The organism is Streptomyces sp. HSS9-12 (assembly GCF_054963655.1).
In genome coordinates this window covers 50,595-71,268 of the sequence record NZ_JBUEGC010000004.1, presented here as the reverse complement: position 1 = coordinate 71,268, position 20,674 = coordinate 50,595, and the positions used below count along the sequence as shown (strand labels likewise).

Below are 20,674 nucleotides of genomic sequence, written 5' to 3'. Positions count from 1 at the left end.
ATACCATCCGAAACACCCCGTAGGCCGGGTGTCACCTCCGGCTGGGGGCCTTGCGGGTACGGGTCCACCGCACCAGCTGGCGGGCCGTCCAGGTGTTGATGACCCGCTCCTTGGGCACCCCGCATTCGGCCGCGCGGACGCACCCGTTGATCTGCCAGTCGAGCTGACCGGGGGCGTGGGCGTCGGTGTCGATCGAGAAGAACACCCCCGCGTCCACGGCCTGCCGCAGCAGCCGGCGGGGCGGGTCCAGCCGCTCCGGCCGGCAGTTGATCTCCACTGCCGTGCCCGACTCCTGGCAAGCGGCGAACACCGCCTCGGCGTCGAACTGCGACTCCGGCCGACTCCCGATCAGCCGACCCGTGCAGTGCCCCAGAATGTCCACCAGCGGGCTGCGGACCGCCCGGACCATCCGGCGCGTCATCGACGGGGCGTCCATCCGCAGTTTGGAGTGGACCGAGGCCACCACCACATCGAGCTGATCGAGCAGCTCCGGTTCCTGGTCGAGTGAGCCGTCGTCGAGGATGTCGCACTCGATGCCGGTCAGCAGCCGGAACGGCGCCAGTTTCTCGTTCAGTTCCGCGACCACGTCCAGCTGCTCGCGCAGCCGCTCCGCCGACAGCCCCCGGGCGACCGTGAGCCGCGGCGAGTGATCGGTCAGCGCCGCCCAGTCGTGCCCCAGCTCCGTGGCGGTACCGGCCATCTTCTCGATCGGGCTGCCGCCGTCCGACCAGTCCGAGTGCATATGGCAGTCGCCGCGCAGCGCCGCCCGCAGCCGCCTGGCGCCCTCGTCGGCCGGCGGCGCGGCTTCGGCGGCCTCCTCTTCCAGCCGCTGCAGATAGCCGGGCACCTTGCCGTCCAGCGCCTCCCGTACCACCTGCGCGGTCTTCGGCCCGAGTCCCTTGAGCTGCTCCAGCGAACCCGCCGAGGCCCGCTGCCGAACCTCCTCGGCAGGCATGGCCGCAAGCGTGGCCGCCGCCGTACGGAACGCCCGTACGCGATACGTCGGAGCCTGGGCGCGCTCCAGGAGGAACGCGATCCGGTCCAGGGCCTCCACCGGGTCCACCGCGCCCGCCTCCTTCGTCCGTCTGCTGCCCCGGCCCGCGCGGGCTGCCGGGCGGGAAAGCCCCCTGGGTTCACCGTGACGCACCAGGTCCCCGGGCGCGCGCTGAGCGGAGGCCCAGCGCCCCGGCGTACCTACGGTGGTGCCATGAGCACTCCGTCTGACCCCGCGGCAACCGTCGCCCTCGCCGCCCGAGTTGCAGTGATCACGGGCGCCGAGAACGCCATCGCACCGGGGGAGATCGCCACATCGGTGACCGGTCAGGAGGACATCGACGTCACACTCAGCGCAGGCCCGGGGTGCCGTTGGCCCGTCCGGATGATGCCCGTGAGGTCGCGGCTGTGATGGACGACTCCCGGCGCCGGCCCTGACCGTACGACGGCCGCGGGTGTGTGTGGGCCGGCGTCAGTGCTTGGCGCGGCTCGGCTGCACCCGCTTGGGCTCGCCCTTCATCTTCGGGTGCTCCGGCGGGTAGGGCAGATCCCCCAGTCCGTGGTCCCGCTCGTCCCGGTTGGCCAGCTCCAGTGCCGCGTCCAGGCGGAACGCGTACTCGTCCATGTCGGCGTGCACATCGCCCAGGTCCGCGTACCGCACCGGCATGGTGGCCAGATCGAAGTCCTGGGGCAGGGCGTCGGGCAGCTCCTCCCAGCGCAGCGGCGCGGACACCGGGGCGTTCGGCTGCGGACGGACCGAGTAGGCACTGGCGATGGTCCGGTCCCGGGCCGTCTGGTTGTAGTCCACGAAGATCTTCGCGCCGCGCTCCTCCTTCCACCAGGCGGTCGTGATCCGCTCCGGCGCGCGCCGCTCCACCTCCCGGGCCACGGCGATGGCCGCCCGGCGCACCTGCGTGAACGTCCACACCGGCTCGATCGGGACGAACACATGCAGGCCGCGCCCGCCGGAGGTCTTGGGCCAGCCGCGCAGCCCCAGCTCCGCCAGCACCTCCCGCAGCTCACCCGCGGCCCACAGGGCGTCCTCGTAACCGGTCCCCGGCTGCGGGTCCAGGTCGATGCGCAGCTCGTCGGGGTGCTCGGTGTCGGTGCGGCGGACGGGCCAGGGGTGGAACGTCAGACAGCCCAGGTTCGCGGCCCACACCACGGCAGCGGGCTCGGTGGGGCACATCTCGTCCGCGTACCGCCCGCTGGGGAAGGAGATCCGCCCGGTCGGGATCCAGTCCGGGAGGTTCTTCGGCGCCCGCTTCTGGAAGAACGACTCGCCGTCCACTCCGTCCGGGTGCCGCTGCAGCGTCGTCGGCCGGTCCCGCAGCGCCCGCACGATGCCGTCGCCCACCGCCATGTAGTAGCGGGCAAGGTCGAGCTTGGTGAATCCCCGCTGAGGGAAGTACACCTTGTCGGGGTTGGACAGCCGCACCACCCGGCCCCCGACCGTTATCTCCACCGACTCACCCATACCGCAACGCTAGGCCGCCGCGCCGCGTACCGCCTCCCGGCGCGCATGCCGCCCGCTCCGGCCGCACAATCGAGGTGTATGGATCTGCCGGTAATGCCCCCCGTCAAGCCGATGCTCGCCAAGCCCGCGGCCAGAATCCCGCCTGGCATGCAGTACGAGGCCAAATGGGACGGCTTCAGGGCCATCGTGTTCCGGGACTACGACGAGATCGAGATCGGCAGCCGCACGGGCCGGCCCCTGACCCGCTACTTCCCCGAGGTGGCCGACGCCCTGCTCGCCAACCTGCCGCTGCGCTGCGTGGTGGACGGGGAGATCGTGATCGCGCGGGGCGGGCGCCTGGACTTCGACGCGCTCCTGGAGCGGATCCACCCCGCCGAGTCGCGCGTACGGCTGCTCGCCGACACCACGCCCGCCAGCTTCATCGCCTTCGACCTGCTGGCCCTCGGGGACGACTCCCTCATGGACAGGCCGCTGAGCGAGCGCCGGGACCTCCTCACCGCGGCCCTGCACGATGCGGCCGACCCCGTCTTCACCGCCCCCGCCACCTATGACATCGGCATCGCCAAGCGCTGGTTCCAGCAGTTCGAGGGCGCGGGTCTGGACGGGGTGGTCGCCAAGCCGCCCAATCTGCCCTACCAACCCAACGAGCGCGTGATGGTCAAGGTGAAGCACGAGCGGACGGCCGACTGCGTCGTGGCGGGCTACCGGCTGCACAAGACCGGGCCGGTGGTCGGCTCCCTGCTCCTCGGCCTGTACGACGACTCCGGGCGGCTGCAGCACGTGGGCGTCTCCTCGGCCTTCCCCATGCGCCGCCGCGAGGAGCTCATGGCGGAGCTGGAACCGCTGGTCATGCCGTCCGCCGAGGGCCACCCCTGGGCGGAGTGGGCGGAGGAGGAGGCGCAGGCGACCAGCCGGATGCCCGGCGCGCCGAGCCGCTGGACCGCCAAAAAGGACCTGTCCTGGGTGCCGCTGCGGCCGGAGCGGGTGTGCGAGGTGGCGTACGACCACATGCAGGGCGACCGCTTCCGGCACACGGCCCAGTTCCGCCGCTGGCGGCCGGACCGCGAGCCGACCGATTGCACCTACACGCAGCTGGAGGAGCCGGTCCGGTACGACCTCGCGGAGCTGCTGGGCGGGTAGCGCAGAAAGCCCGTCTCCCGCACCTTTCCGGGCGGGCCGTTGGGCATGTCTCAGGGGGCGGGGGCGACGGCCGCCGCGACGGCCCGCAGATAGCGACCGGTGATCCGGCGCTGCAGCAGCCGGCTCACCGGATGGCCGAGCCGGGTGTACCAAGCGCCCGGCCGGGAGAACGCGGTCACCTCGAACCACACCTGGTCCTGGCCGTCCCGGACCACACAGAACGACTCCTCACCGCACTCGGGGTGCCCCGGCAGGGTCCCGTACGCGAACCCGGTCCGTCCGGGTTCGGTCACCGTCCACACCACACGGCACGGGATCACCCTGACCGGCAGGCCGAGCACACCCGGAAACCGCACCGTGATCAGCGCTGTTTCGCCCTCGGCCGCGGGATTCCCCGGGTACACGCCGAAGCCCGAGCCGCGCTGCGCCGCCCAGTCCAGCACCGCGGCGCCGGCCCGCTCGAAGAGCTCTGCACCCGTGCCGAGCCGGATCCTGCGCTGCAGGTATGCGTAACCCGGGGGCAGTGGCCCTCGCAGCGTGGCCCCCACCTCCGGATAGGTGGGGGCGCTCGCGCTTGCCCTGCGGTACAGCTGCTGCAGTCCTGCCGGCCTCCGACCCATGGGGCCAATCTACGGACCCGGAAGCGCGGAAGGAGTCCCCGCGCGGCGAGAGTGCCCGCCCGGGACAGTTGCCCCCGTCATCCGGGCGTCAGCAGCCGGGACCGGGTACTCGTACGCCCCAAGGTCCTGCCGGCCGGGCAGGCCGGCCTGGGGAGGACGTCAGTGATGGTCGTCGACGATCCGGGTGACACCGAGCGGACCCCGGAGGGCGAGGAGAAGCTGCCCCCCGACCGCGCACAGGCGATTTTGGGGGCGGCCAAGCAGGTCGCGGCCCTGCTCAAGGCCGGAGACCACCCCTTCGCCCTCGCCGGTGGCGTCGCCACGTACGCGCACGGCGTCGTGGCCCGACTGCGGCACGACGCCGACTTCTGCATCCTGCCGGAAGACGCCGAGGCGGTCGCCGCCACGCTCAGTGCCGCCGGACTCGAGGTGTTCCAGCCCCCGGAGGACTGGTTGCTCAAAGCGCGGTGCCGGGGCCAGGACATCGACCTGATCTTCTCGCTGGGGCGGCACCCGGTGACCCCAGAGCTGCTGGACCGGGCCGAAGTGCTCCCCATCGACTCCGTCCATATGCCGGTCCTCGCCGCGACCGATCTGCTGATGAGCCTGCTGGGCGCCTTCTCCGAGCATCACTGCGACTTCGGTGCCGTACTGCCGGTCGCGCGCACCCTCCGGGAGAAGATCGACTGGGACCGGGTGCGGCGCGAATGCGGTACATCCCCCATGCCCGCCGCCTTCCTCTACCTCCTCGAACTCCTGGAGGTCATCGAACCGGAGGAGGCCGGCGATGACACCTGACACCCCCGGGCGCCCTGCCACCCCGGACAGCGGCCGCACACTGAACACCGAATACCGCATCGCGCATCTGCGGGAGCGGCTTGCCCAGGGGGAGGCCGCCGAACTGGGGCTGCGGATCGAGGCCCACGGCGACGCGGTCACCGTCTCCGGGACCGTCCCCACAGCCGCATGCCGCGACGACATCCTGCGCATCGTGGCCGAGGACCTGCCGGGCGTACGGGTGCGCACCGACATCGCCCTGAGTGACGCCACCCCTCCCGACCACCCGGAGGAGCTGCCATGATCCGCATCGCGGCCGTGGGAGACATCCACATGGGGCCGGACAGCCAGGGCCTGCTCCGGCCCGCCCTCGACACCCTCCCCGAGTGCGCCGACCTCCTGCTGCTCGCCGGTGACCTCACCCGGCACGGCACCCCCGAGGAAGCCCGGGTGGTCGCCGACGAGATGGCCGGGCTCGGCATACCGGTGATCGCCGTCCTCGGCAACCACGACCACCACGCCGAACAGCCGGAGGAGGTCACCGCCATCCTGCGGGATGCCGAAGTGACGGTGCTGGAGCGGGACTTCACGGTCGTCGACGTGAACGGGACCGCCGTCGGTGTCGCGGGGACCAAGGGCTTCGGCGGCGGGTTCGCCGGCCGCAGCGGCAGCGAGTTCGGCGAGCGGGAGATGAAGGACTTCATCCGCCTCACCCGCCGCTGCGCCGATGGGCTCTGCCAGGCCCTGCGGCAGCTGAGAGAGCGGCACTGCGCCCTGCGTATCGCCTTGACGCACTTCTCTCCGGTGCCGGACACCCTCGCCGGCGAGCCGCTGGAGATCTACCCCTTCCTGGGCAGCTATCTGCTGTCGGAGGCGATGGACGAGGCGGGCGCCGACCTGGCCGTCCACGGGCACGCCCACCTGGGCAGCGAACACGGCATCACCAGCGGCGGGGTGCGGGTCCGCAACGTCGCACAGCCGGTCATCCGCCGGGCCTTCACCGTCTACCACCTGGCCGCGACCGGCGATGCCCCCGTGACCACTGGGGTGGATTTGCCGTGATTGGTCTGAGAGGTGGGGGGTACTGGGGTGATGTCGACCGGAGGTCCCCCTCCGGGCGAACCCGCCCGGAGGGCTCCTCCTCTCCACGACAGGTCCGGCCCAGAAGTCGGCCGAGCTCAGATAGCCCGCCCAGCTCACGGGCGGCTCTCCATGGCCGTGCTGTCGATCCATCTGCGGCAGCGCGGTTCTCCGGAGTCCAAACCTGTCGGTGCCGCGCACGGTGCGGCCGGCGTCGCGGGCTGACGCCGGCCGAGGTGCGAGCCGCTACGCTCACCGTACGGGTTCGAAGCGGCGCAGGATGTCGATGACCTCCTGGTCACTGACCTGGTCGAAGTCCTCGTACCACTGCCCGACCGCGTGGAAGGACAACGGCTGCTCCAGGCACACCACCTCGTCGGCCTCCGCTTCCATCGCGGCGGCGGTGTCCGGGGAGGCGACGGGCACGGCGAGGATCAGCCGCTCGGCGCCGCGCTCGCGCGCCCAGCGCAGCGCGGCCCGTGCCGTGCCACCGGTGGCCAGCCCGTCGTCGACGAGGATGACCACCCGGCCCCTCAGGTCAAGCGGCGGACGGCCGTGCCGGTACAGATCCTCCCGGCGGTGCATCTCCGTCCGCTCGCGGGCGACGGTGGGCGAGAGCTGGTCCGTCGTCAGATCCAGCATGGCCAGGGCCCGCTGGTCGTAGTACGGCGGGGCCTCACCCGCGATCGCCCCCACGCCCACCTCAGGGTTGAACGGCGCGCCGATTTTCCGGGCCACGAGCACATCCAGGGGCGCGCTCAGCGCCCGGGCGACCTCCTCGCCCACCGGAACCCCGCCCCGCGGCAACGCCAGAACCAGCGGATTCGGCAGCTCGCCGCGCTGCTGCCGCTCCACCAGCGCCTCCGCGAGCGCCCGGCCCGCCTGCCTGCGGTCATGGAATCGCATGGAAGCCCACTCCTCCTCGGTCACCGAGCCGACCAGGCTCACCGAGGCCGGTCGGCCTTGGGTTCGCCGCGCGACTCAGCCCGACCGGGCCTGTCGCGTCCGCTCACGGTTCTCCTTGCGGACCGCGTCCAGCAGTTCGGACTTGGTCATCTGCGACCGGCCGCTGATGCCCAGCCGCTTGGCCACGTCGTACAGATGCTCCTTGGAGGCGTTCTCGTCGACGCCTTCACCGCTGCGGGCAGGCTGCTGCCGAGGGGTGGCGGCCTGCGGATCGGACGGACCCTTGCGTCCCCCCTCCTTCCGCTCCCAGTGGTCGCCGACCTTCTCGTACTTGTGCTTGAGCGCGTTGAAGGCGACCCGGTGGGCCCGCTCGCCCTCGCCGTACTGTTCGACTGCCGAATCATGTGCCTTGATCCAGGTGCGCTGAGCGTCGCTGGGGGAGCGCTCCAGCGTCGAAGGAAGTTCTTCACGTCCTGGCACAGGGATCACCTCCGATGGGACGCAGAACGTGTGCCCTCCACTTTTCTGCCGAAACAGCAGGTCTCGCAGGATTTCGCCCCAGCGCGCATGCTGGACATACGGAATCGGACCGATGGAATCCGGAGCATCCTCGATGACGACCCTGCAGAGCCCGGCCCATGTCAGCGTCCATCTCACCGACTGTGCGGAACGGGACGCACACGCCGTGTTCGGCACGCTCTGCGCCTGCTTCCCGGACCGCACGGACGGCGCGGCGCACACGTCCCATGCGCACAAGCCCGAGCACGTGACCAACCCCATGGTCTGGAGCGCCACCTTCGACGTACGGATTTTGTGCGCCACATCCCAAAGGCCGGGCCCGACGGAGCTGGGCGGCCCGGTGACGGCTGACTTGTACGGCACCGACCGCCCCGTCCACCAGGTGCTGGACGCGCTGGAGCACTCCTTCCACGTCGATCATGAGCGCTTCGTGCCGGGCGACCAGGAGGTGGAGGTCCGCCTGCTCCTGACCCCGCTGCACGCCCACGCGGCGTAACCGTTCTTTGGTGGCCCTCCGCGGCTCGCGGCCCGCGGCGGGAGGATCGCAAGATTCGAATTCTCGTTCGATATGGTGGGCGCGTGGAGGTGGCGCTCTTGGACGGCGAACGGCACCCGGCCCCGGCCGGGGCGCATGTGCTGCACATCCGGTGCCGTCCGGGCACGGACGAGGGCTCCTACCGACAGCTGCTCGAACTGATCGGTGACACCACGCCCGTCGTGCAGGCCCTGCCTCCGACCGCCGCGCTGGCCGATGTCGCCGGGAGCCTGCGCTACTTCCGCGCCACCCCGCTCCAGCTGGCGCAGCGCATCCGGGCGCAGGCTCTGGAGCGTTACGGCATCGACACCCGCATCGGCGTCGCACCGAACTGGACACTCGCCGCCATGGCGTCCGCCTGCCCTGCCCCGGAGGGCATCACCTTCGTCGACGACACGCCCGAGGCGATCGCCGCCTTCCTGCAGCCCCTGCCGGTCCAGGCCCTGTACGGCATCGGGCCCGTCCAGGCCGAGCTGCTGACCCGCTACGGTCTGCACACCATCGGCGCTCTCGCCGCCACCCCGCAGTCGACCGTCCAGCGCATCCTCGGCGGGCGCGCCGGACGCCTGCTCCATGACCGCGCCCGCGGCATCGATCCCCGGCCGGTCACCACCTCCGGCCTCCCGCCCTCGCTGAGCGAACAGCGGCGCCTGGACGAGGACACGCTGGACCCGGCACGCATCCGCACCACGCTGCTGGAGATGGTCGTGGCCCTCGGTGAGCAACTGCGCCACAGCCGCCAGACGGCCCGCGCACTCAGCCTCACCGTCACCTTCGCCGACCGGACCACGCTGACCCGCTCCCGGACCCTCGCCGGGGCCTCCGCCCACACCGAAGACCTCCGTCTGGCCGCCTATCAGGCCTTCGACGCCCTCGGGCTGCAGCGCGCCCGCGTCCGCGCGCTCACCGTCCGCGCCGAGCAGCTGGGCAGCGCCGAGGGCGCGGCCGAGCAGCTCACGTTCGACCGCACGCGGGAGAACCGGCTGCGGGCCGAACCGGCCATCGACCGGGCCAACGCCCGCTACGGCTCCGGCACGGTAGGCCCGGCGAGCCTGCGGGGGCCTCACGACAGGCCTCACCGCAGGCGCCACCGCCGCCGAAAAGCGGGCTGACGCCGACCCGTGCTCCCGCGCGCCTGCGGCTGAGGGCCCAGGATGCCCGAGCAGCCGACCGTGTACACGTAGGCGAGCACCGGCTGGGGGAGTGGCGACGCATCGTGACCGGCGGCCCCCTCGAACGATGCGAACGCTTCGAGGAAGATGGTGCCGCCATCGTGGCCCACGGCGGCGATCGCATGATGGAAACGAACCGCGTGCTGTGCGGGGCACCTCGGACAGTGGACCTGCCCAGTGCGCGAATGGCAGCGTCGGGGGGACACTCCCGCGCAGAAAGGCCGACGCATGTCCGACCAGCCCGATGTGGTCATCTGTGAACCGCTGCGCACGCCGATAGGCAAGTTCGGCGGTGCCCTGTCGAGCCTGCGGCCGGCCGCCCTGGCCGCCCATGTGATCGCGGCAGTGGTCAGCCGCACCGGCATCGAGCCCGACCGGATCGACGAGGTGATCCTGGGGCACGCATACCCGACCTCCGACGCGCCGGCGATCGGGCGCGTGGCGGCCCTCGACGCCGGACTGCCGCACACGGTCGCGGGAATCCAGATCGACCGCCGCTGCGGATCGGGACTGCAGGCCGTCCTTGACGCCGCCATGCAGATTCGCTGCGGGTTCAGCGACGTCGTCATCGCCGGCGGGGTCGACGTCATGAGTGCGGCCCCGTTCTACACGCACGAGGGCCGGTGGGGGATCACGACGCCGAGCCTGGAACTGCACGACTCGCTGGCTCGCGGCCGGGTGACCGCGGGCGGCGTCAACCACCCGGTCCCCGGCGGCATGATCGAGACCGCGGAGAACCTGCGACGGGAGTTCGCCATCTCCCGCGAGGAGCAGGATGCCCTGGCCCTGCGGTCGCAGCAGCGCGTCGGAAAGGCGATGGCCGGCGGGTTGTTCGACGAGGAGATCGTCCCCGTGACGGTACGCACCCGTAAAGGCGACGTGGTCGTCTCGGTGGACGAGCACCCCCGTCCCGACACCACGGCGGAGCAACTGGCGGCGCTGCGGCCCATCATGCTGAAGTCCGACCCGGAGGCGACAGTCACGGCGGGAAACGCCAGCGGCCAGAACGACGCGGCCGCGGCGTGTCTGGTGACCCGCGCGGACACGGCCGAGCGGCTCGGCCTGAGGCCGCTGGCGAAGCTGGTGTCCTTCGCCCGTGCGGGCGTGCCCGTCGAGACCATGGGCATCGGCCCGGTGGCCGCCACACGGGCCGCCCTCGACCGGGCGGGACTGTCGCTGGCCGACATGGACCTCATCGAGCTGAACGAGGCCTTCGCCGTTCAGGCTCTGGCGTGCACACGGGCGTTGGGCCTGACCGATGCCGACCATGAGCGGATCAACGTCAATGGCTCGGGCATTTCGCTCGGGCACCCGGTGGGTGCCACGGGTGCGCGCATCCTCGCGACCCTCACCTGGGAAATGCGGCGCAGGCAGGCGCGCTACGGTCTCGAGACGATGTGCATCGGCGGCGGACAGGGGCTGGCCGCGGTGTTCGAGCACGTCGCCGCTTGACGTACGCCCCGGCCGCACGTGGTGAGGGGGCCGGGCGGCGAACTCGCCGTCCAGCCCCCTGCCGCGGGCTGTCGGGGCGTTGCCTGCGATGTGGTCCGTGACCCCGCGCGAGCCGTCCTCGTACCCGGGGCCGACGCTGCGGCTGCGGGGCATTGCTCGTACTCGCCGTACTGGCCGGGCTTCTTGGCCTGCACGGCCTGGGACCGGTGAGCCCGCTGCCCTCCGCGCAGGCCACCATGCCATCCGCGGCGCACGGTATGGCCCCGGCGGGTGACGAGCCCCGGCGGGCGACCTTCACCGAGTCCCACCGCCCCTCACACCCTCCCCAGCTGATTGATCATCAGCTACTGAACATGCCGGCCCGCCACCGCCGGCGGGCTGCTGGGGTCCGCCGTACGCCACCGTGGCCGACGGCCGCCGGCCTGTTCTTCGAAGCCGTTGGGGACTTCCAGCTTGCCCGGTTCACGGCGGACACCGCCAACACGGTGCGGATCATGGACCGGGGGCTGTGGAGCTGGACCCGGCACCTCAACTACTTCGGCGACTGCGCGCCGGCCTCCGCTCGGCGGCCGCGGGGCGTACCACCCCTGCCTGGCTCACAAGGCGAACAGCCGGGCCGCGTTGTCGTGGCAGACCCCGCGGAGCCACGAGTCGCCCAGCCCCAGCCCTTCCAGCGACCGCAGCGCTTCCAGATAGGTGTAAGGGATGTTCGGGAAGTCCGTCCCGAGCAGAATCCGGTCACCGAGGCCCGCCAGGCGCGGCAGTTCATGGCGCGGGAAGGGAGCGGCCGCCTCGCTGAAGGCGGTGAAGGCCATCGTGGTGTCCAGATGAACGTGCCGGTAGCGGTCGGCCAGGTCCAGGAAGTCGCTGTACTCCGGCATGCCCATATGGGCGACCACCAGACGCAGCCGCGGATGCCGGGCCAGCAGCCGCCCCACCGGCTCCGGACCGGTGTACTTGCCCGGAGCAGGACCCGATCCGCAGTGTGTGACCACGGGTATCCCGGCCTCGGCGAGCAAGCCCCAGACCGGGTCCAGCAACGGATCGTTCGGGTCGTATCCGCCCACCTGGATGTGCGACTTGAACACCCGGGCGCCGTCCTCGACCGCCTGCGCGACGTAACGGGCCGCGTCGGGCTCGGGGAAGAACGTCGCCGTGTGCAGACAGTCCGGCGTACGCGCGGCAAAATCGGCCGACCAGCGGTTCAGCCACCCCGCCATCGCCGGCTTGTGCGGATAGAGCATGGAGGTGAACCTCCGCACCCCGAACCGCCGCAGTGTCGCCACTCGCTGGTCCTCATCCGTGCGGTAGGTGATGGGCCAGGGCCGCCCCACCAGGGGGCCGGCCGAATCGAAGTAGGCCCACACCTTCGCCAGCACCCGCTCCGGCATGAAGTGCGTGTGCACATCGATCAACCCCGGCAGGCCCAACGCCCGCCAGAATCCGGCCACCTGCTCGTCGCTCTCCACGTTCCAGCCCCTCGCCGCCCGGTATCAGCTGCATCACCGCCCCTGCCGACGCGCGGCGGGGACGGAGATGACCATGATGACCCTGGCCTCTTCTACCGCTGGAGGCAGGTCAGCGCGTACGGCCGCCCAGGGCGACGGGAATGTCCAGTCCCTGGGTCTCGGCCGGGCCGAGTTCCAGGGCGGTGGCGACCGCGGGCGGAAGACCGGTTACCCCCAGGAAGCCTGCCACGAGCTGCGCGGTGGCCGTGTGCCAGTCGGCGGCCCGCCGGATCATGGCGTGGTCGCTGCCGGCCACGACGAGACGGCACACGGGCGTACCCGCGGCCCTGGCACGTACGGCGAACCGCCGGGACTCCTCGGGGTCGGTGATCCGGTCCCGGTCGGAGTGGATCAGTACGGTCGGGGTGCCGGCCAAGTGCTCCACCGGCTCGTCCCGCGGGCACCACGGGGCCAGCGCGATCACCGCCCGCACCTGCGGATGTCCGCCGACGGCCAGCGCTGCACGCGCGCCCATCGAGTGCCCGACCAGGACGACGGGGGCCGCGCCGGCCTGGCGCGCCACCTGCTCCAAGGCACCCCGTGCATCACGCGTCGCATCGGCCCGATGGCCGTTCCATCCGCGGTGCCGGTAGCGGACCTCACCGATCGCCGGCGCGCGGTCCTCCAACCGGCGCCGCACGGCCCTGGCGAACGGCACCATCCGCAGGGCGGCCAGGTTCCATCGGGGCGGCCTGCCCAGCCCAGCGGCTCGCCCACCGTGCAGGAACAGCACGATCGGCCGTTCCTCGCCCAGATCCTCATCCATGACCAGCGCGCGATGCGCTCCGATCGCCGAATCCTGATCCTCCATGCACCAACCCTTCCCCTCGCCGTCACCGATTCGTCACCGCGCCCCGCCGGAGATGCTGTGACTTTCCCCGCACATGCCGCCCCACCCTGCCGCCCTCGATGAGTTCCTCCTGGCGGGAACCGCACGGCCGTACCGGTTGACCTTCTCCCTGGGGCAAGCCGCAGCATCGGTGGCGCCGGGCGACGGGCCCGGCATGAGGAGGAGCCAGGATGGAACTGCTGACGATCGGGGCGTTCGCGAGGGCGTCCCGGCTGTCACCGAAGGCGCTGCGTCTGTACGACGAGCTCGGCCTGCTGCGACCGGCTCGCGTCGACGCGGTCACCGGGTACCGGTTCTACGAGCCGACGCAGCTGGAGCGGGCTCGACTGGTGGCGTGGCTGCGCCGCCTGGGCATGCCGCTGGCCCGGATCCGCGTGGTGTGCGAACTCGATCCCGCCGCGGCGGCCGAGGAGGTCGCCGCGTTCTGGGCCCAGGCCGAGGCCGACACCGCCGCGCGACGGGACCTGGCGTCCTTCCTCATCGACCATCTGTCCGGGAAGGACACCACCATGCCGTACGCCAGCACACCGCTGGGAATCCGCTACGCCGCGCTGTCGGATGCCGGTCTGGTCCGCCCCCGCAACCAGGACTCCGCGTATGCGGACTCCCGTCTGCTCGCCGTGGCCGACGGGTTCGGGGACGGCGGATCGCCCGCCGGCACGGCCGCGATCGAAGTGTTGAAACGCTTTGACGCCCACACCGCCATCGCCGCGGGCGACCTCGTCAACGCCCTTGAGGACGCCGTTCACCAGGCCGACCACGCCGTGCACAGCATCGCCGGAGCGGAGCCGTCCGTGCAGGAGACGGGTACGACGCTCACCGCGATGCTGTGGACGGGCTCCCAGCTGGCGCTTGTCCACATCGGCGACTCCCGGGCCTATCTGCTGCGTGACGGCGAGTCGTTCCAGATCACCCACGACCACACCCTGGTGCAGTCGATGGTCGACGAGGGCCGCATCACCCCCGAGGAAGCTGCCTCGCATCCGCAGCGCTCCCTGCTGCTCCGGGCGCTGGACGGGCGCGGCGAGCCGGCCGCCGATGTGAGCCTGCACGATGCGCGGCTCGGAGACCGGTATCTGCTCTGCTCCGACGGCCTGTCCGCGGTGGTGCCGTCCACAGAGATCCACCGCGTGGTCTCCAGCATCCCCGACCCGGAGCGGACCGTCCGCGAACTGGTGGCCCTGGCCCATGACGCGGGCGGCCCCGACAACGTCACCTGCGTCGTGGCCGATGTGGTGGACGCCAGGTAGTCCTGGTGGCGGGGGAGGTCAGGCGAGCAGGAGGAGAACGGCCGCCGCGACCGATCCCGCCACCGCAGCGCCGTAACAGCACAGGGCGATCACGGTGCCGTGCTGTTTGAGGCGCAGACCGTCGTACAGGGTGTAACGGAAGCGATGGGCCCAGTGGAAGAGGCACAGCGTGCACAGTCCGAAGGCCACCACCTTGGTCAGCGGGTGGCTCAGCACGGAGAGCAGGTACGCGTGGTCGGGGGCCGGCAGCCACCCCAAGGGAAAGGCGACGCCGAACAGGAACAGCACAGCGGGGACCAGCAGCGCGGCGGCTGTGCCGCCGATGCCGAACAGCAGCCACAGCAAAGGTTCCGGGGATCTTCTGTTCACCGTGCTCATCCCCCCAGCAGCAACCAGGCCGTGGCCGCCGACAGCAGTGCCCACACCATGTAGTGCAGTGCCAGGACCCATCCCGGCCGGACGCGACGGCCCCGCAGCCGTACGACCATGGCGCGGGGCGCCAGGTTGAACCAGGTGACGGCGTGCAGCAGGACGAACAGCAGGGCGATCGTATTGAGCAGCACCACCCACCAGTTGGCACTCCAGACCTGGAACCGCTCGTACTCCTCGCGGCCCCCGGCGGTCGCACGGACCAGCAGCAGGAAGAACACCACGAACCAGGCGATGAACACGCTGCTGAGCTCGCGCAGCACGAAGACCAGGTAGGACCGGCGCCGAAGCCACCAGAAGGTGGACACCGGTCGGTGGTACAGCCTCGGGCGGCCGGTCTCGGTCATCGCGCCCCCCGCGGCCACAGGAATTCCTTGAGTGCCTGGGTGGCGGCCGTGAGTTTGTAGCGCTGGATGGCGCCCGCCGGGTCGACGCCTTTGGGACACGCGGTGGTGCACTCGCCGACCAGGGTGCAGGCCCAGACGCCCTCGGCAGCGGAGAGGACGTCCCGCCGGTCGGCGGCCCCCTCATCGCGGGAGTCGAGGTTGTAGCGCTGGGCCAGCGCGATCGCCGCCGGGCCGATGAACTCGGGATCGAGTGCGTACACGGGGCAGGCCGCGTAGCAGAGCATGCAGTTGATGCACATGCTGTACTGCTGGTACTCGTCCATCTCGGCCGGCGTCTGCAGATACTCGCCTTCGTCGAGCGGCTTGTCCTCGTCACGGATGATCCACGGCTTGACCTCGGTCAGCTTGTTCATGAAGTCGCCGATCTCGACGACGAGATCGCGGATCACGGGAAAGGCGCTCAGCGGTTCGACCCGCACCGGCCCCGGCGCGGAGTCGGTCAGGAAGGCCGAACAGCTCAGCAGTGGCTCGCCGTTGACGGTCATGCCACAGCTGCCGCAGATGCCCATCCGGCAGGACCAGCGGTAGGAGAGCGTGCCGTCCAGGTGGTCCTTGATGTAGTTGAGGCCGTCCAGCACCGTCCACTCCTTGCGCAGCGGAACCTCGTAGGACTGCACGGTCGGTTCGGTCTCCTCTTCCGGCCGGTACCGCGTGACCTGGAGGGTGATCCGGTCGTCCGCCATGGCTGCTACCTCCCGTAGACGCGTTTCCCGGGCGACCAGCGGGTGACGGTCACCGGCCGGTACCCGACGCGGGCAGTGCCGTCGGCCTCACGGCGGATCAGCGAATGGGCAAGGAACCGCTGGTCGTCCCGTGCGGGGAAGTCGGTGCGTTGGTGCGCGCCCCGAGACTCCTCGCGCCGCAGTGCGCAGCGCACGATGCTCTCGGCCACATCCAGCATGAACGACAGCTCGATCATCGCGATCAGATCGGTGTTGAACGTGCGGCTGCGATCGTCGATCGCGGCATGGCCGAAACGATCCCGCAGCAGACGCAGCCTGTCGGCCGCCTTCGTCAGGGACTCGCCGTCGCGATAGATCCCGGCGCCGTTCTCCATGGCCTCCTGCATCTCGGTGCGGAGGTCCGCGATCCGCTCCGACCCCCCGGCGCGGTCCCTGAACTGGTGCTCCAGCCGCCGCTCCTCGTCACGGGCCTGCGCCAGGACCGCCGAGCCCGGGCGGGAACCGGCCGCAGCGGCGGCGTACTCGGCAGCGGCCCGGCCGGCGCGCGCGCCGAAGACCAGGCACTCCGGAAGCGAGTTGGAGCCCAGCCGGTTCGCGCCGTTGATGCTGACGCATGCCACCTCGCCGGCGGCGTACAGGCCCGCCAGCCCCGCCGCGCCGTCGATGTCGGTGTGGATGCCGCCCATCATGTAGTGAACCACCGGACGTACCGGGATCAGCTCCGTCACGGGGTCGATGTTCTGATACCTCAGGCACAGTTCCCGTACGAAGGGGAGCTTCGTATCGATGGTCTCCGCGCCCAGATGGCGCAGATCGAGATGGACGACGGGCCCGTGTGGCGTGTCGATGGTCCGGCCCTCGTCGAGCTCGTGCACAAACGCCTGCGACAGCCGGTCGCGCGGCCCCAACTCCATACTGCGCAGCACCGGTTCGGGCTCGGGCTTGCCGAGGTCGTAGTCCTGCAGATAGCGGTACCCGTCCCGGTTGAGCAGCCAGCCGCCCTCGGCTCGGGCCGCCTCCGTGATCAGGATGCCGGTGAACGGCAGACCGGTGGGGTGGTACTGAACGAACTCCATGTCCCCCAGCGGCGCCCCGGCCCGGTAGGCCAGAGCCATGCCGTCACCGGTCTTGATATTCGCGTTGGTGGTGAAGGGGTAGACCCGGCCGCATCCTCCGGTGCACACGATGACGGCGCCGGCGGTGACGGCCTCGATCCGGCCGGTGGCCAGCTCGAGCGCCACCACGCCGCGCACCCGCCCGTCGTCCACGAGCAGGGTGCTGACGAACCACTCGTCGTACCGCACGAGAGTCCGGTACGACAGCGCCGTCTGGAAGAGCGTGTGCAGCAGGTGGAAGCCCGTCTTGTCGGCGGCGAACCAGGTGCGCTTCTTCTTCATGCCGCCGAAGGCCCGTACCGCGATGTGCCCGTCCGGCCGGCGGCTCCACGGACAGCCCCAGTGTTCGAGCCGCAGCAGCTCCTTCGGAGCCTCCTCGACGAAGGCCTCGACGGCATCCTGATCGCACAGCCAGTCCCCGCCGGAGACGGTGTCGTAGGCGTGCTCGTCGAGACTGTCGTCGGCACCGGCGACCGCCGCCGCGCCGCCCTCGGCGGACACCGTGTGGCTGCGCATCGGATAGACCTTGGAAATGATCGCCACGCTGAGCCGCGGATTGCTTTCCGCGATGGCGATCGCAGCACGCAGGCCCGCCGCTCCGCCGCCGACCACCACGACGTCATGGGAAGCGGTCATCTCGCCACCTCGGTGTCCACCGGTGTCAAGCCTCGTGGTCTGCACTGTGCTCGTCGATGAGGACCTTGCCGTCGTGGCGGACGGTCGTGACACGGATGCTGCCGTCGTGGAATTCATGGTGAATCCGGCGGCAACCGCATACGTAGGTCACGTCATCGATGACCAGACCCGCGCAGTCGTCCTCCAGGAGGCGGTGCCCGTCGACGAGCCTTCCGCAGGGGGCTCGCTCCGCCGTGAAATCGATGAGGGTGCCGACCATCGCCACCTCCTCGACGGCCGGGGGCCCCGGTCATCACCTGCCGTAGCCACGCATGCGCGGCTGGATGTGATCACCGTGGCAATCGCGTCGGTATGGCGACACTCGCCACCCGAGGATACTCGCGGTCGCGCCCCGCCGTCCGCGCGCGCAGGGGCCGCTCCGCTGGTCGAGATGCTGAACGAACTGGCCTGACGGTCAACCCACCGCCGCTGACGGGACCCCGCACGCGCCACAGGCGGCGCGGCCCCGTCAGCCGGCCGTAGCCCAGGCGTAGCGGTGCTCGGGCCGCCCGGTATCGCCGTACTTGAGGGTCAGGCGCAGCCGCCCCGCCTGCTCCAGGTACTTCAGATACCGCTGGGCGGTGGACCGGCTCAGCCCGGCCCGTTCGGCGACCTCGTGCGCGGACAGCGGCTCGTCGGCCTTGCGCAGCACATGGCGGATGAGGTCGGCGGTCGGTGCGGAGTGGCCCTTGGGCAGCTCCGTGGCAGCCACTTCGGCGGTACGCAGGGCGCCGAAGATCTGATCGACCTGCTCCTGGCCGGCCTCACCGCGGCCGACCCCGTCCAGCGTGCGGCGCAGCGCCGCGTAGCCGTCCAGCTTGGCGCGCAGCCCCGGGAAGCTGAACGGCTTGACCAGGTACTGCAGCGCGCCGTAGCGCATCGCGGCCTGGATGGTGGCGACATCGCGGGCGGCCGTCACCATGATGACGTCCGCGTGGTGGCCCAACTGCCGCATACGCCGCACGAGAGTGAGCCCGTTCTCGTCCGGCAGGTAGTAGTCGAGCAGGATGAGGTCGATGCGGGTGCGCTCCAGGGTGGCCAGCGCGTGAGCGGCCGTGTGGGCCCGGGCGGCCACCCGGAAGCCGGGGACCTTGGCCACGTACGCGGCGTTGATCTCGGCGACCCGGAAGTCGTCGTCCACGACCAGTACATCGATCATCGTGTCTCCCTCGAGGAGGTCAGGGCAGCTGGGGCCGTGGGGTGACGGGAGTGGGCGTGCTCCGGCCGAGCGTCTCCGGCGCGGCCAGTGCCTCGGGCAGGACGACGGTGAACACCGCGCCTCCGCCCGCCCGGGCGGTGACCCTCGCCATGCCGCCGTACCGTTCGGCGAGCCGCCGGACCAGGGCCAGGCCGAGCCCGCGGCCCCGGTGCGTCAGGCGGTCCTTGGTCGTCCAGCCTTCGGCGAACACCAGCTCGCGCCTGTCCGGTGGCACGCCGGGCCCGGTGTCGGCCACCCGCAGCACGGCGGTGGTGTTTTCGGCACGCAGCTCAACCTCCACATAAGGGTTAGAGTCGCCGTGCGCGGCCACGGCGTCCAGGGCATTGTCGATGAGGTTCCCCAGGACGGTCACCAGGTCGCGCGGGTCGACCACCCGGTCCGGCAGCAGGGTGGCGGGGGAGATGCGCAGCGCCACACCGCGCTCGGCGGCAATGGATGCCTTGCCGACGAGCAGGGCGGCGAGCAGCGGATCGTGGACCCGCTCGGCGACCTCCTCGGCGGAGGCGCGGTGGGTGTCGGTGAGCTCGAGGACGAAGTCGGCAGCCTGGTCGTGCAGACCGAGTTCCAGCAGGCCGAGCAGTGTGTGCAGCCGGTTCGCGTGTTCGTGGTCCTGTGCGCGCAGCGCGTCCAGCAGGCCGTGGGTACTGTCGAGTTCGCGGCCGAGCAGCTCCAGCTCGGTGCGGTCACGCAGGGTGGCGACCGCGCCGCCGTCCTCGGTGGGCATACGGTTGGCGACCAGCACGCGTCCGCTGCTGACGGTCAGCAGATCCGTCCCGTCCACCCGCCCGGCCAGCACATCAGTCGTACGCCCCGGCGGCAGCACGTCGTCCACGGCGCGCCCGGTGGCGTCCGGACCCAGCCCGAGCAGCCGCTGCGCCTCGTCGTTGACCAGGCGGATCCGGCCGTGCCGGTCGAGGGCGACGACACCCTCGCGGATGCCGTGGAGCATCGCCTCGCGCTCGGCGAGGAGCGCGGAGATATCCGCGAAGGCGAGCCCGTGCGTACGCCGGTTCAGCCGGCGCGAGACCACGACCGCGGCGAGGGCTCCGACGGCGAGGGCGGCGCCCGCGTAACGCAGCAGCCCCGGCACCGTACGCAGCAGCCGCTCCCGGACACTGTCGTAGGCGATGCCCACGGAGACGGCGCCGACGATCCGGCCGTCCGCATCGCGCATCGGCACCTTGCCGCGCGCGGTGCGGCCCAGGGTGCCGCTGTCGATCTCCATGACCTCACGGCCGGCGAGCGCCTCGCTGGGGTCGGTGGAGACATGCCCGCCGATGCGGGCCGGGACGGTGTGGGACCAGCGGATCCCGCGCAGGTCCATGACGACGACATAGCGGGCGCCGGTGGCCCGCCGGATCCGCTCGGCCTCGGCCTGGACCGGGCCGGAGGTGGTGGGGCGTGAGCTCAGCAGCGCCCGGGTGACCTGCGGCTGAGCGGCGGTGGTCTGGGCGATGGCCAGGGCACGGCGCATCGCCTGGTCGTCGAGCTGTGCGCTGAGCGGCCCCAGGAACAGCCCGGTCGTCAGCACCGTGACACCGGTGGCGATGGTGAGCTGCATCAGCAGGACCTGTGAGAAGACACGCCGTGGCCAACGGATCCGCATATGGGCTCCTTGACTGACGTCCTTCCGCGGATTCGCGGAACCAGCGATGTCCCGTCTCTCTCAGGTGAATGCACGGTAAACGGAACCGGGGGAGGGGGCCAGTGCCCGTTTCGCTTTCGTTGTTCTGGCGCGAGCAAAACGAGCACAACAGGGGATGTGCGCAGAAGGCGGCCTTGCGCTCACAAGGCTGTCGTCGTGGCTCAGGTCACTCCTAGCCTCCCTGGCCGTAGCTCCGGCCGGGACGCCGGGGCCAGGAGGTAA

General features: G+C 71.2%; 22 protein-coding genes and 3 pseudogenes. 11 read left to right on the top strand and 14 right to left on the bottom strand.

Features of this window, described 5'->3' with window-relative positions; all coding sequences use genetic code 11:
- Positions 1-31: 31 nt before the first annotated feature.
- Positions 32-1,063, bottom strand: coding sequence for a PHP domain-containing protein (locus tag ACY34J_RS03440; protein ID WP_462724960.1), 1,032 nt, complete (start codon positions 1,061-1,063; stop codon positions 32-34).
- Positions 1,064-1,279: 216 nt separating this feature from the next.
- On the opposite strand from ACY34J_RS03440, the pseudogene ACY34J_RS03435 reads away from it, so the two are divergent.
- A pseudogene (locus tag ACY34J_RS03435) lies at positions 1,280-1,407 on the top strand (SDR family oxidoreductase); the annotation flags it as partial.
- A gap of 58 nt (positions 1,408-1,465) precedes the next feature.
- On the opposite strand, the gene ligD reads toward ACY34J_RS03435, so the two are convergent.
- Positions 1,466-2,470 (bottom strand): non-homologous end-joining DNA ligase, encoded by a 1,005-nt coding sequence (ligD, locus tag ACY34J_RS03430; RefSeq protein ID WP_462724959.1) that lies wholly within the window; start codon positions 2,468-2,470, stop codon positions 1,466-1,468.
- A 78-nt stretch (positions 2,471-2,548) separates the two neighbouring features.
- Here ligD and ACY34J_RS03425 point away from each other — a divergent pair, with 78 nt between their 5' ends.
- Positions 2,549-3,610: an ATP-dependent DNA ligase gene (locus tag ACY34J_RS03425; protein ID WP_462724958.1), complete on the top strand. Its 1,062-nt coding sequence runs from the start codon at positions 2,549-2,551 to the stop codon at positions 3,608-3,610.
- Between the two features lie 50 nt (positions 3,611-3,660).
- Here the strand turns inward: ACY34J_RS03425 and ACY34J_RS03420 are convergent, their stop codons facing one another.
- Positions 3,661-4,230 (bottom strand): DUF1990 family protein, encoded by a 570-nt coding sequence (locus tag ACY34J_RS03420; RefSeq protein WP_462724957.1) that lies wholly within the window; start codon positions 4,228-4,230, stop codon positions 3,661-3,663.
- A gap of 165 nt (positions 4,231-4,395) precedes the next feature.
- Between ACY34J_RS03420 and ACY34J_RS03415 the strand changes: the two genes are divergently transcribed.
- From ACY34J_RS03415 to ACY34J_RS03400, 4 genes and pseudogenes are all read left to right on the top strand, one after another.
- Entirely contained in the window at positions 4,396-5,028 is a 633-nt protein-coding gene (locus ACY34J_RS03415) for a nucleotidyltransferase family protein (RefSeq protein WP_462724956.1), read from the top strand.
- Positions 5,018-5,311 (top strand): BON domain-containing protein, encoded by a 294-nt coding sequence (locus tag ACY34J_RS03410; RefSeq protein WP_462724955.1) that lies wholly within the window; start codon positions 5,018-5,020, stop codon positions 5,309-5,311. Before ACY34J_RS03415 ends, ACY34J_RS03410 begins: the two co-directional genes overlap by 11 nt.
- Positions 5,308-6,069, top strand: a complete 762-nt coding sequence (locus ACY34J_RS03405) for a metallophosphoesterase family protein (RefSeq protein ID WP_462724954.1) — start codon at positions 5,308-5,310, stop codon at positions 6,067-6,069. Before ACY34J_RS03410 ends, ACY34J_RS03405 begins: the two co-directional genes overlap by 4 nt.
- 147 nt (positions 6,070-6,216) lie before the next feature.
- A pseudogene (locus ACY34J_RS03400) lies at positions 6,217-6,312 on the top strand (DUF6766 family protein); the annotation flags it as partial.
- 27 nt (positions 6,313-6,339) lie between these two features.
- Here the strand turns inward: ACY34J_RS03400 and ACY34J_RS03395 are convergent.
- Entirely contained in the window at positions 6,340-6,993 is a 654-nt protein-coding gene (locus tag ACY34J_RS03395; RefSeq protein ID WP_462724953.1) for a phosphoribosyltransferase, read from the bottom strand.
- A gap of 75 nt (positions 6,994-7,068) precedes the next feature.
- Entirely contained in the window at positions 7,069-7,473 is a 405-nt protein-coding gene (locus tag ACY34J_RS03390) for a ChaB family protein (protein ID WP_462724952.1), read from the bottom strand.
- A gap of 133 nt (positions 7,474-7,606) precedes the next feature.
- Between ACY34J_RS03390 and ACY34J_RS03385 the strand changes: the two genes are divergently transcribed.
- From ACY34J_RS03385 to ACY34J_RS03370, 4 genes and pseudogenes are all read left to right on the top strand, one after another.
- Positions 7,607-8,008, top strand: coding sequence for a hypothetical protein (locus tag ACY34J_RS03385; RefSeq protein ID WP_462724951.1), 402 nt, complete (start codon positions 7,607-7,609; stop codon positions 8,006-8,008).
- Between the two features lie 83 nt (positions 8,009-8,091).
- Positions 8,092-9,159, top strand: coding sequence for a DNA polymerase Y family protein (locus ACY34J_RS03380; RefSeq protein ID WP_462724950.1), 1,068 nt, complete (start codon positions 8,092-8,094; stop codon positions 9,157-9,159).
- A 288-nt stretch (positions 9,160-9,447) separates the two neighbouring features.
- Positions 9,448-10,671: an acetyl-CoA C-acetyltransferase gene (locus ACY34J_RS03375; protein WP_462724949.1), complete on the top strand. Its 1,224-nt coding sequence runs from the start codon at positions 9,448-9,450 to the stop codon at positions 10,669-10,671.
- A gap of 416 nt (positions 10,672-11,087) precedes the next feature.
- A pseudogene (locus tag ACY34J_RS03370) lies at positions 11,088-11,216 on the top strand (DUF1295 domain-containing protein); the annotation flags it as partial.
- A 51-nt stretch (positions 11,217-11,267) separates the two neighbouring features.
- Here ACY34J_RS03370 and ACY34J_RS03365 read toward each other — a convergent pair.
- Positions 11,268-12,140, bottom strand: coding sequence for an amidohydrolase family protein (locus ACY34J_RS03365; protein ID WP_462724948.1), 873 nt, complete (start codon positions 12,138-12,140; stop codon positions 11,268-11,270).
- Between the two features lie 109 nt (positions 12,141-12,249).
- Complete coding sequence (locus ACY34J_RS03360) at positions 12,250-12,990, bottom strand: dienelactone hydrolase family protein (RefSeq protein ID WP_462724947.1); 741 nt, start codon at positions 12,988-12,990, stop codon at positions 12,250-12,252.
- A 209-nt stretch (positions 12,991-13,199) separates the two neighbouring features.
- Between ACY34J_RS03360 and ACY34J_RS03355 the strand changes: the two genes are divergently transcribed.
- The gene (locus tag ACY34J_RS03355; protein ID WP_462724946.1) at positions 13,200-14,279 is read left to right on the top strand and encodes a MerR family transcriptional regulator; all 1,080 of its coding nucleotides are present in this window, start codon (positions 13,200-13,202) and stop codon (positions 14,277-14,279) included.
- Positions 14,280-14,297: 18 nt separating this feature from the next.
- On the opposite strand, the gene frdD is transcribed toward ACY34J_RS03355, so the two are convergent.
- From frdD to ACY34J_RS03320, 7 genes are all read right to left on the bottom strand, one after another.
- Positions 14,298-14,648 carry a fumarate reductase subunit FrdD gene (frdD, locus tag ACY34J_RS03350; RefSeq protein WP_462724945.1) on the bottom strand — a complete coding sequence of 117 codons (351 nt, stop codon included), beginning with the start codon at positions 14,646-14,648 and terminating at the stop codon, positions 14,298-14,300.
- Positions 14,649-14,653: 5 nt separating this feature from the next.
- A complete protein-coding gene (locus ACY34J_RS03345) occupies positions 14,654-15,073 on the bottom strand; it encodes a hypothetical protein (RefSeq protein WP_462724944.1) in 420 nt (139 codons plus the stop codon).
- Complete coding sequence (locus tag ACY34J_RS03340) at positions 15,052-15,798, bottom strand: succinate dehydrogenase/fumarate reductase iron-sulfur subunit (RefSeq protein ID WP_462724943.1); 747 nt, start codon at positions 15,796-15,798, stop codon at positions 15,052-15,054. The genes ACY34J_RS03345 and ACY34J_RS03340 overlap by 22 nt, the downstream gene beginning before the upstream one ends.
- Positions 15,799-15,803: 5 nt before the next feature.
- On the bottom strand, positions 15,804-17,549 hold the full coding sequence (frdA, locus tag ACY34J_RS03335; protein WP_462724942.1) for a fumarate reductase (quinol) flavoprotein subunit: 1,746 nt from the start codon (positions 17,547-17,549) through the stop codon (positions 15,804-15,806).
- A gap of 25 nt (positions 17,550-17,574) precedes the next feature.
- Positions 17,575-17,808, bottom strand: a complete 234-nt coding sequence (locus tag ACY34J_RS03330; protein ID WP_462724941.1) for a hypothetical protein — start codon at positions 17,806-17,808, stop codon at positions 17,575-17,577.
- A gap of 249 nt (positions 17,809-18,057) precedes the next feature.
- Positions 18,058-18,747, bottom strand: a complete 690-nt coding sequence (locus tag ACY34J_RS03325; RefSeq protein ID WP_462724940.1) for a DUF7342 family protein — start codon at positions 18,745-18,747, stop codon at positions 18,058-18,060.
- A gap of 19 nt (positions 18,748-18,766) precedes the next feature.
- Positions 18,767-20,413: a sensor histidine kinase gene (locus ACY34J_RS03320; protein WP_462724939.1), complete on the bottom strand. Its 1,647-nt coding sequence runs from the start codon at positions 20,411-20,413 to the stop codon at positions 18,767-18,769.
- Positions 20,414-20,674 lie beyond the last annotated feature (261 nt).

Bases quoted from the DNA above. Each gene is read 5' to 3' on its own strand.
- ACY34J_RS03415 (WP_462724956.1), top strand. From the start codon at position 4,396: ATGGTCGTCGACGATCCGGGTGACACCGAGCGGACCCCGGAGGGCGAG.
- ACY34J_RS03405 (WP_462724954.1), top strand. From the start codon at position 5,308: ATGATCCGCATCGCGGCCGTGGGAGACATCCACATGGGGCCGGACAGC.
- ACY34J_RS03320 (WP_462724939.1), bottom strand. From the start codon at position 20,413: ATGCGGATCCGTTGGCCACGGCGTGTCTTCTCACAGGTCCTGCTGATG.
- ACY34J_RS03410 (WP_462724955.1), top strand. From the start codon at position 5,018: ATGACACCTGACACCCCCGGGCGCCCTGCCACCCCGGACAGCGGCCGC.
- ACY34J_RS03420 (WP_462724957.1), bottom strand. From the start codon at position 4,230: ATGGGTCGGAGGCCGGCAGGACTGCAGCAGCTGTACCGCAGGGCAAGC.
- frdA (WP_462724942.1), bottom strand. From the start codon at position 17,549: ATGACCGCTTCCCATGACGTCGTGGTGGTCGGCGGCGGAGCGGCGGGC.
- ligD (WP_462724959.1), bottom strand. From the start codon at position 2,470: ATGGGTGAGTCGGTGGAGATAACGGTCGGGGGCCGGGTGGTGCGGCTG.
- ACY34J_RS03330 (WP_462724941.1), bottom strand. From the start codon at position 17,808: ATGGTCGGCACCCTCATCGATTTCACGGCGGAGCGAGCCCCCTGCGGA.
- ACY34J_RS03355 (WP_462724946.1), top strand. From the start codon at position 13,200: ATGGAACTGCTGACGATCGGGGCGTTCGCGAGGGCGTCCCGGCTGTCA.
- ACY34J_RS03340 (WP_462724943.1), bottom strand. From the start codon at position 15,798: ATGGCGGACGACCGGATCACCCTCCAGGTCACGCGGTACCGGCCGGAA.
- ACY34J_RS03375 (WP_462724949.1), top strand. From the start codon at position 9,448: ATGTCCGACCAGCCCGATGTGGTCATCTGTGAACCGCTGCGCACGCCG.
- ACY34J_RS03325 (WP_462724940.1), bottom strand. From the start codon at position 18,747: ATGATCGATGTACTGGTCGTGGACGACGACTTCCGGGTCGCCGAGATC.
- ACY34J_RS03385 (WP_462724951.1), top strand. From the start codon at position 7,607: ATGACGACCCTGCAGAGCCCGGCCCATGTCAGCGTCCATCTCACCGAC.
- ACY34J_RS03395 (WP_462724953.1), bottom strand. From the start codon at position 6,993: ATGCGATTCCATGACCGCAGGCAGGCGGGCCGGGCGCTCGCGGAGGCG.
- ACY34J_RS03425 (WP_462724958.1), top strand. From the start codon at position 2,549: ATGGATCTGCCGGTAATGCCCCCCGTCAAGCCGATGCTCGCCAAGCCC.
- ACY34J_RS03360 (WP_462724947.1), bottom strand. From the start codon at position 12,990: ATGGAGGATCAGGATTCGGCGATCGGAGCGCATCGCGCGCTGGTCATG.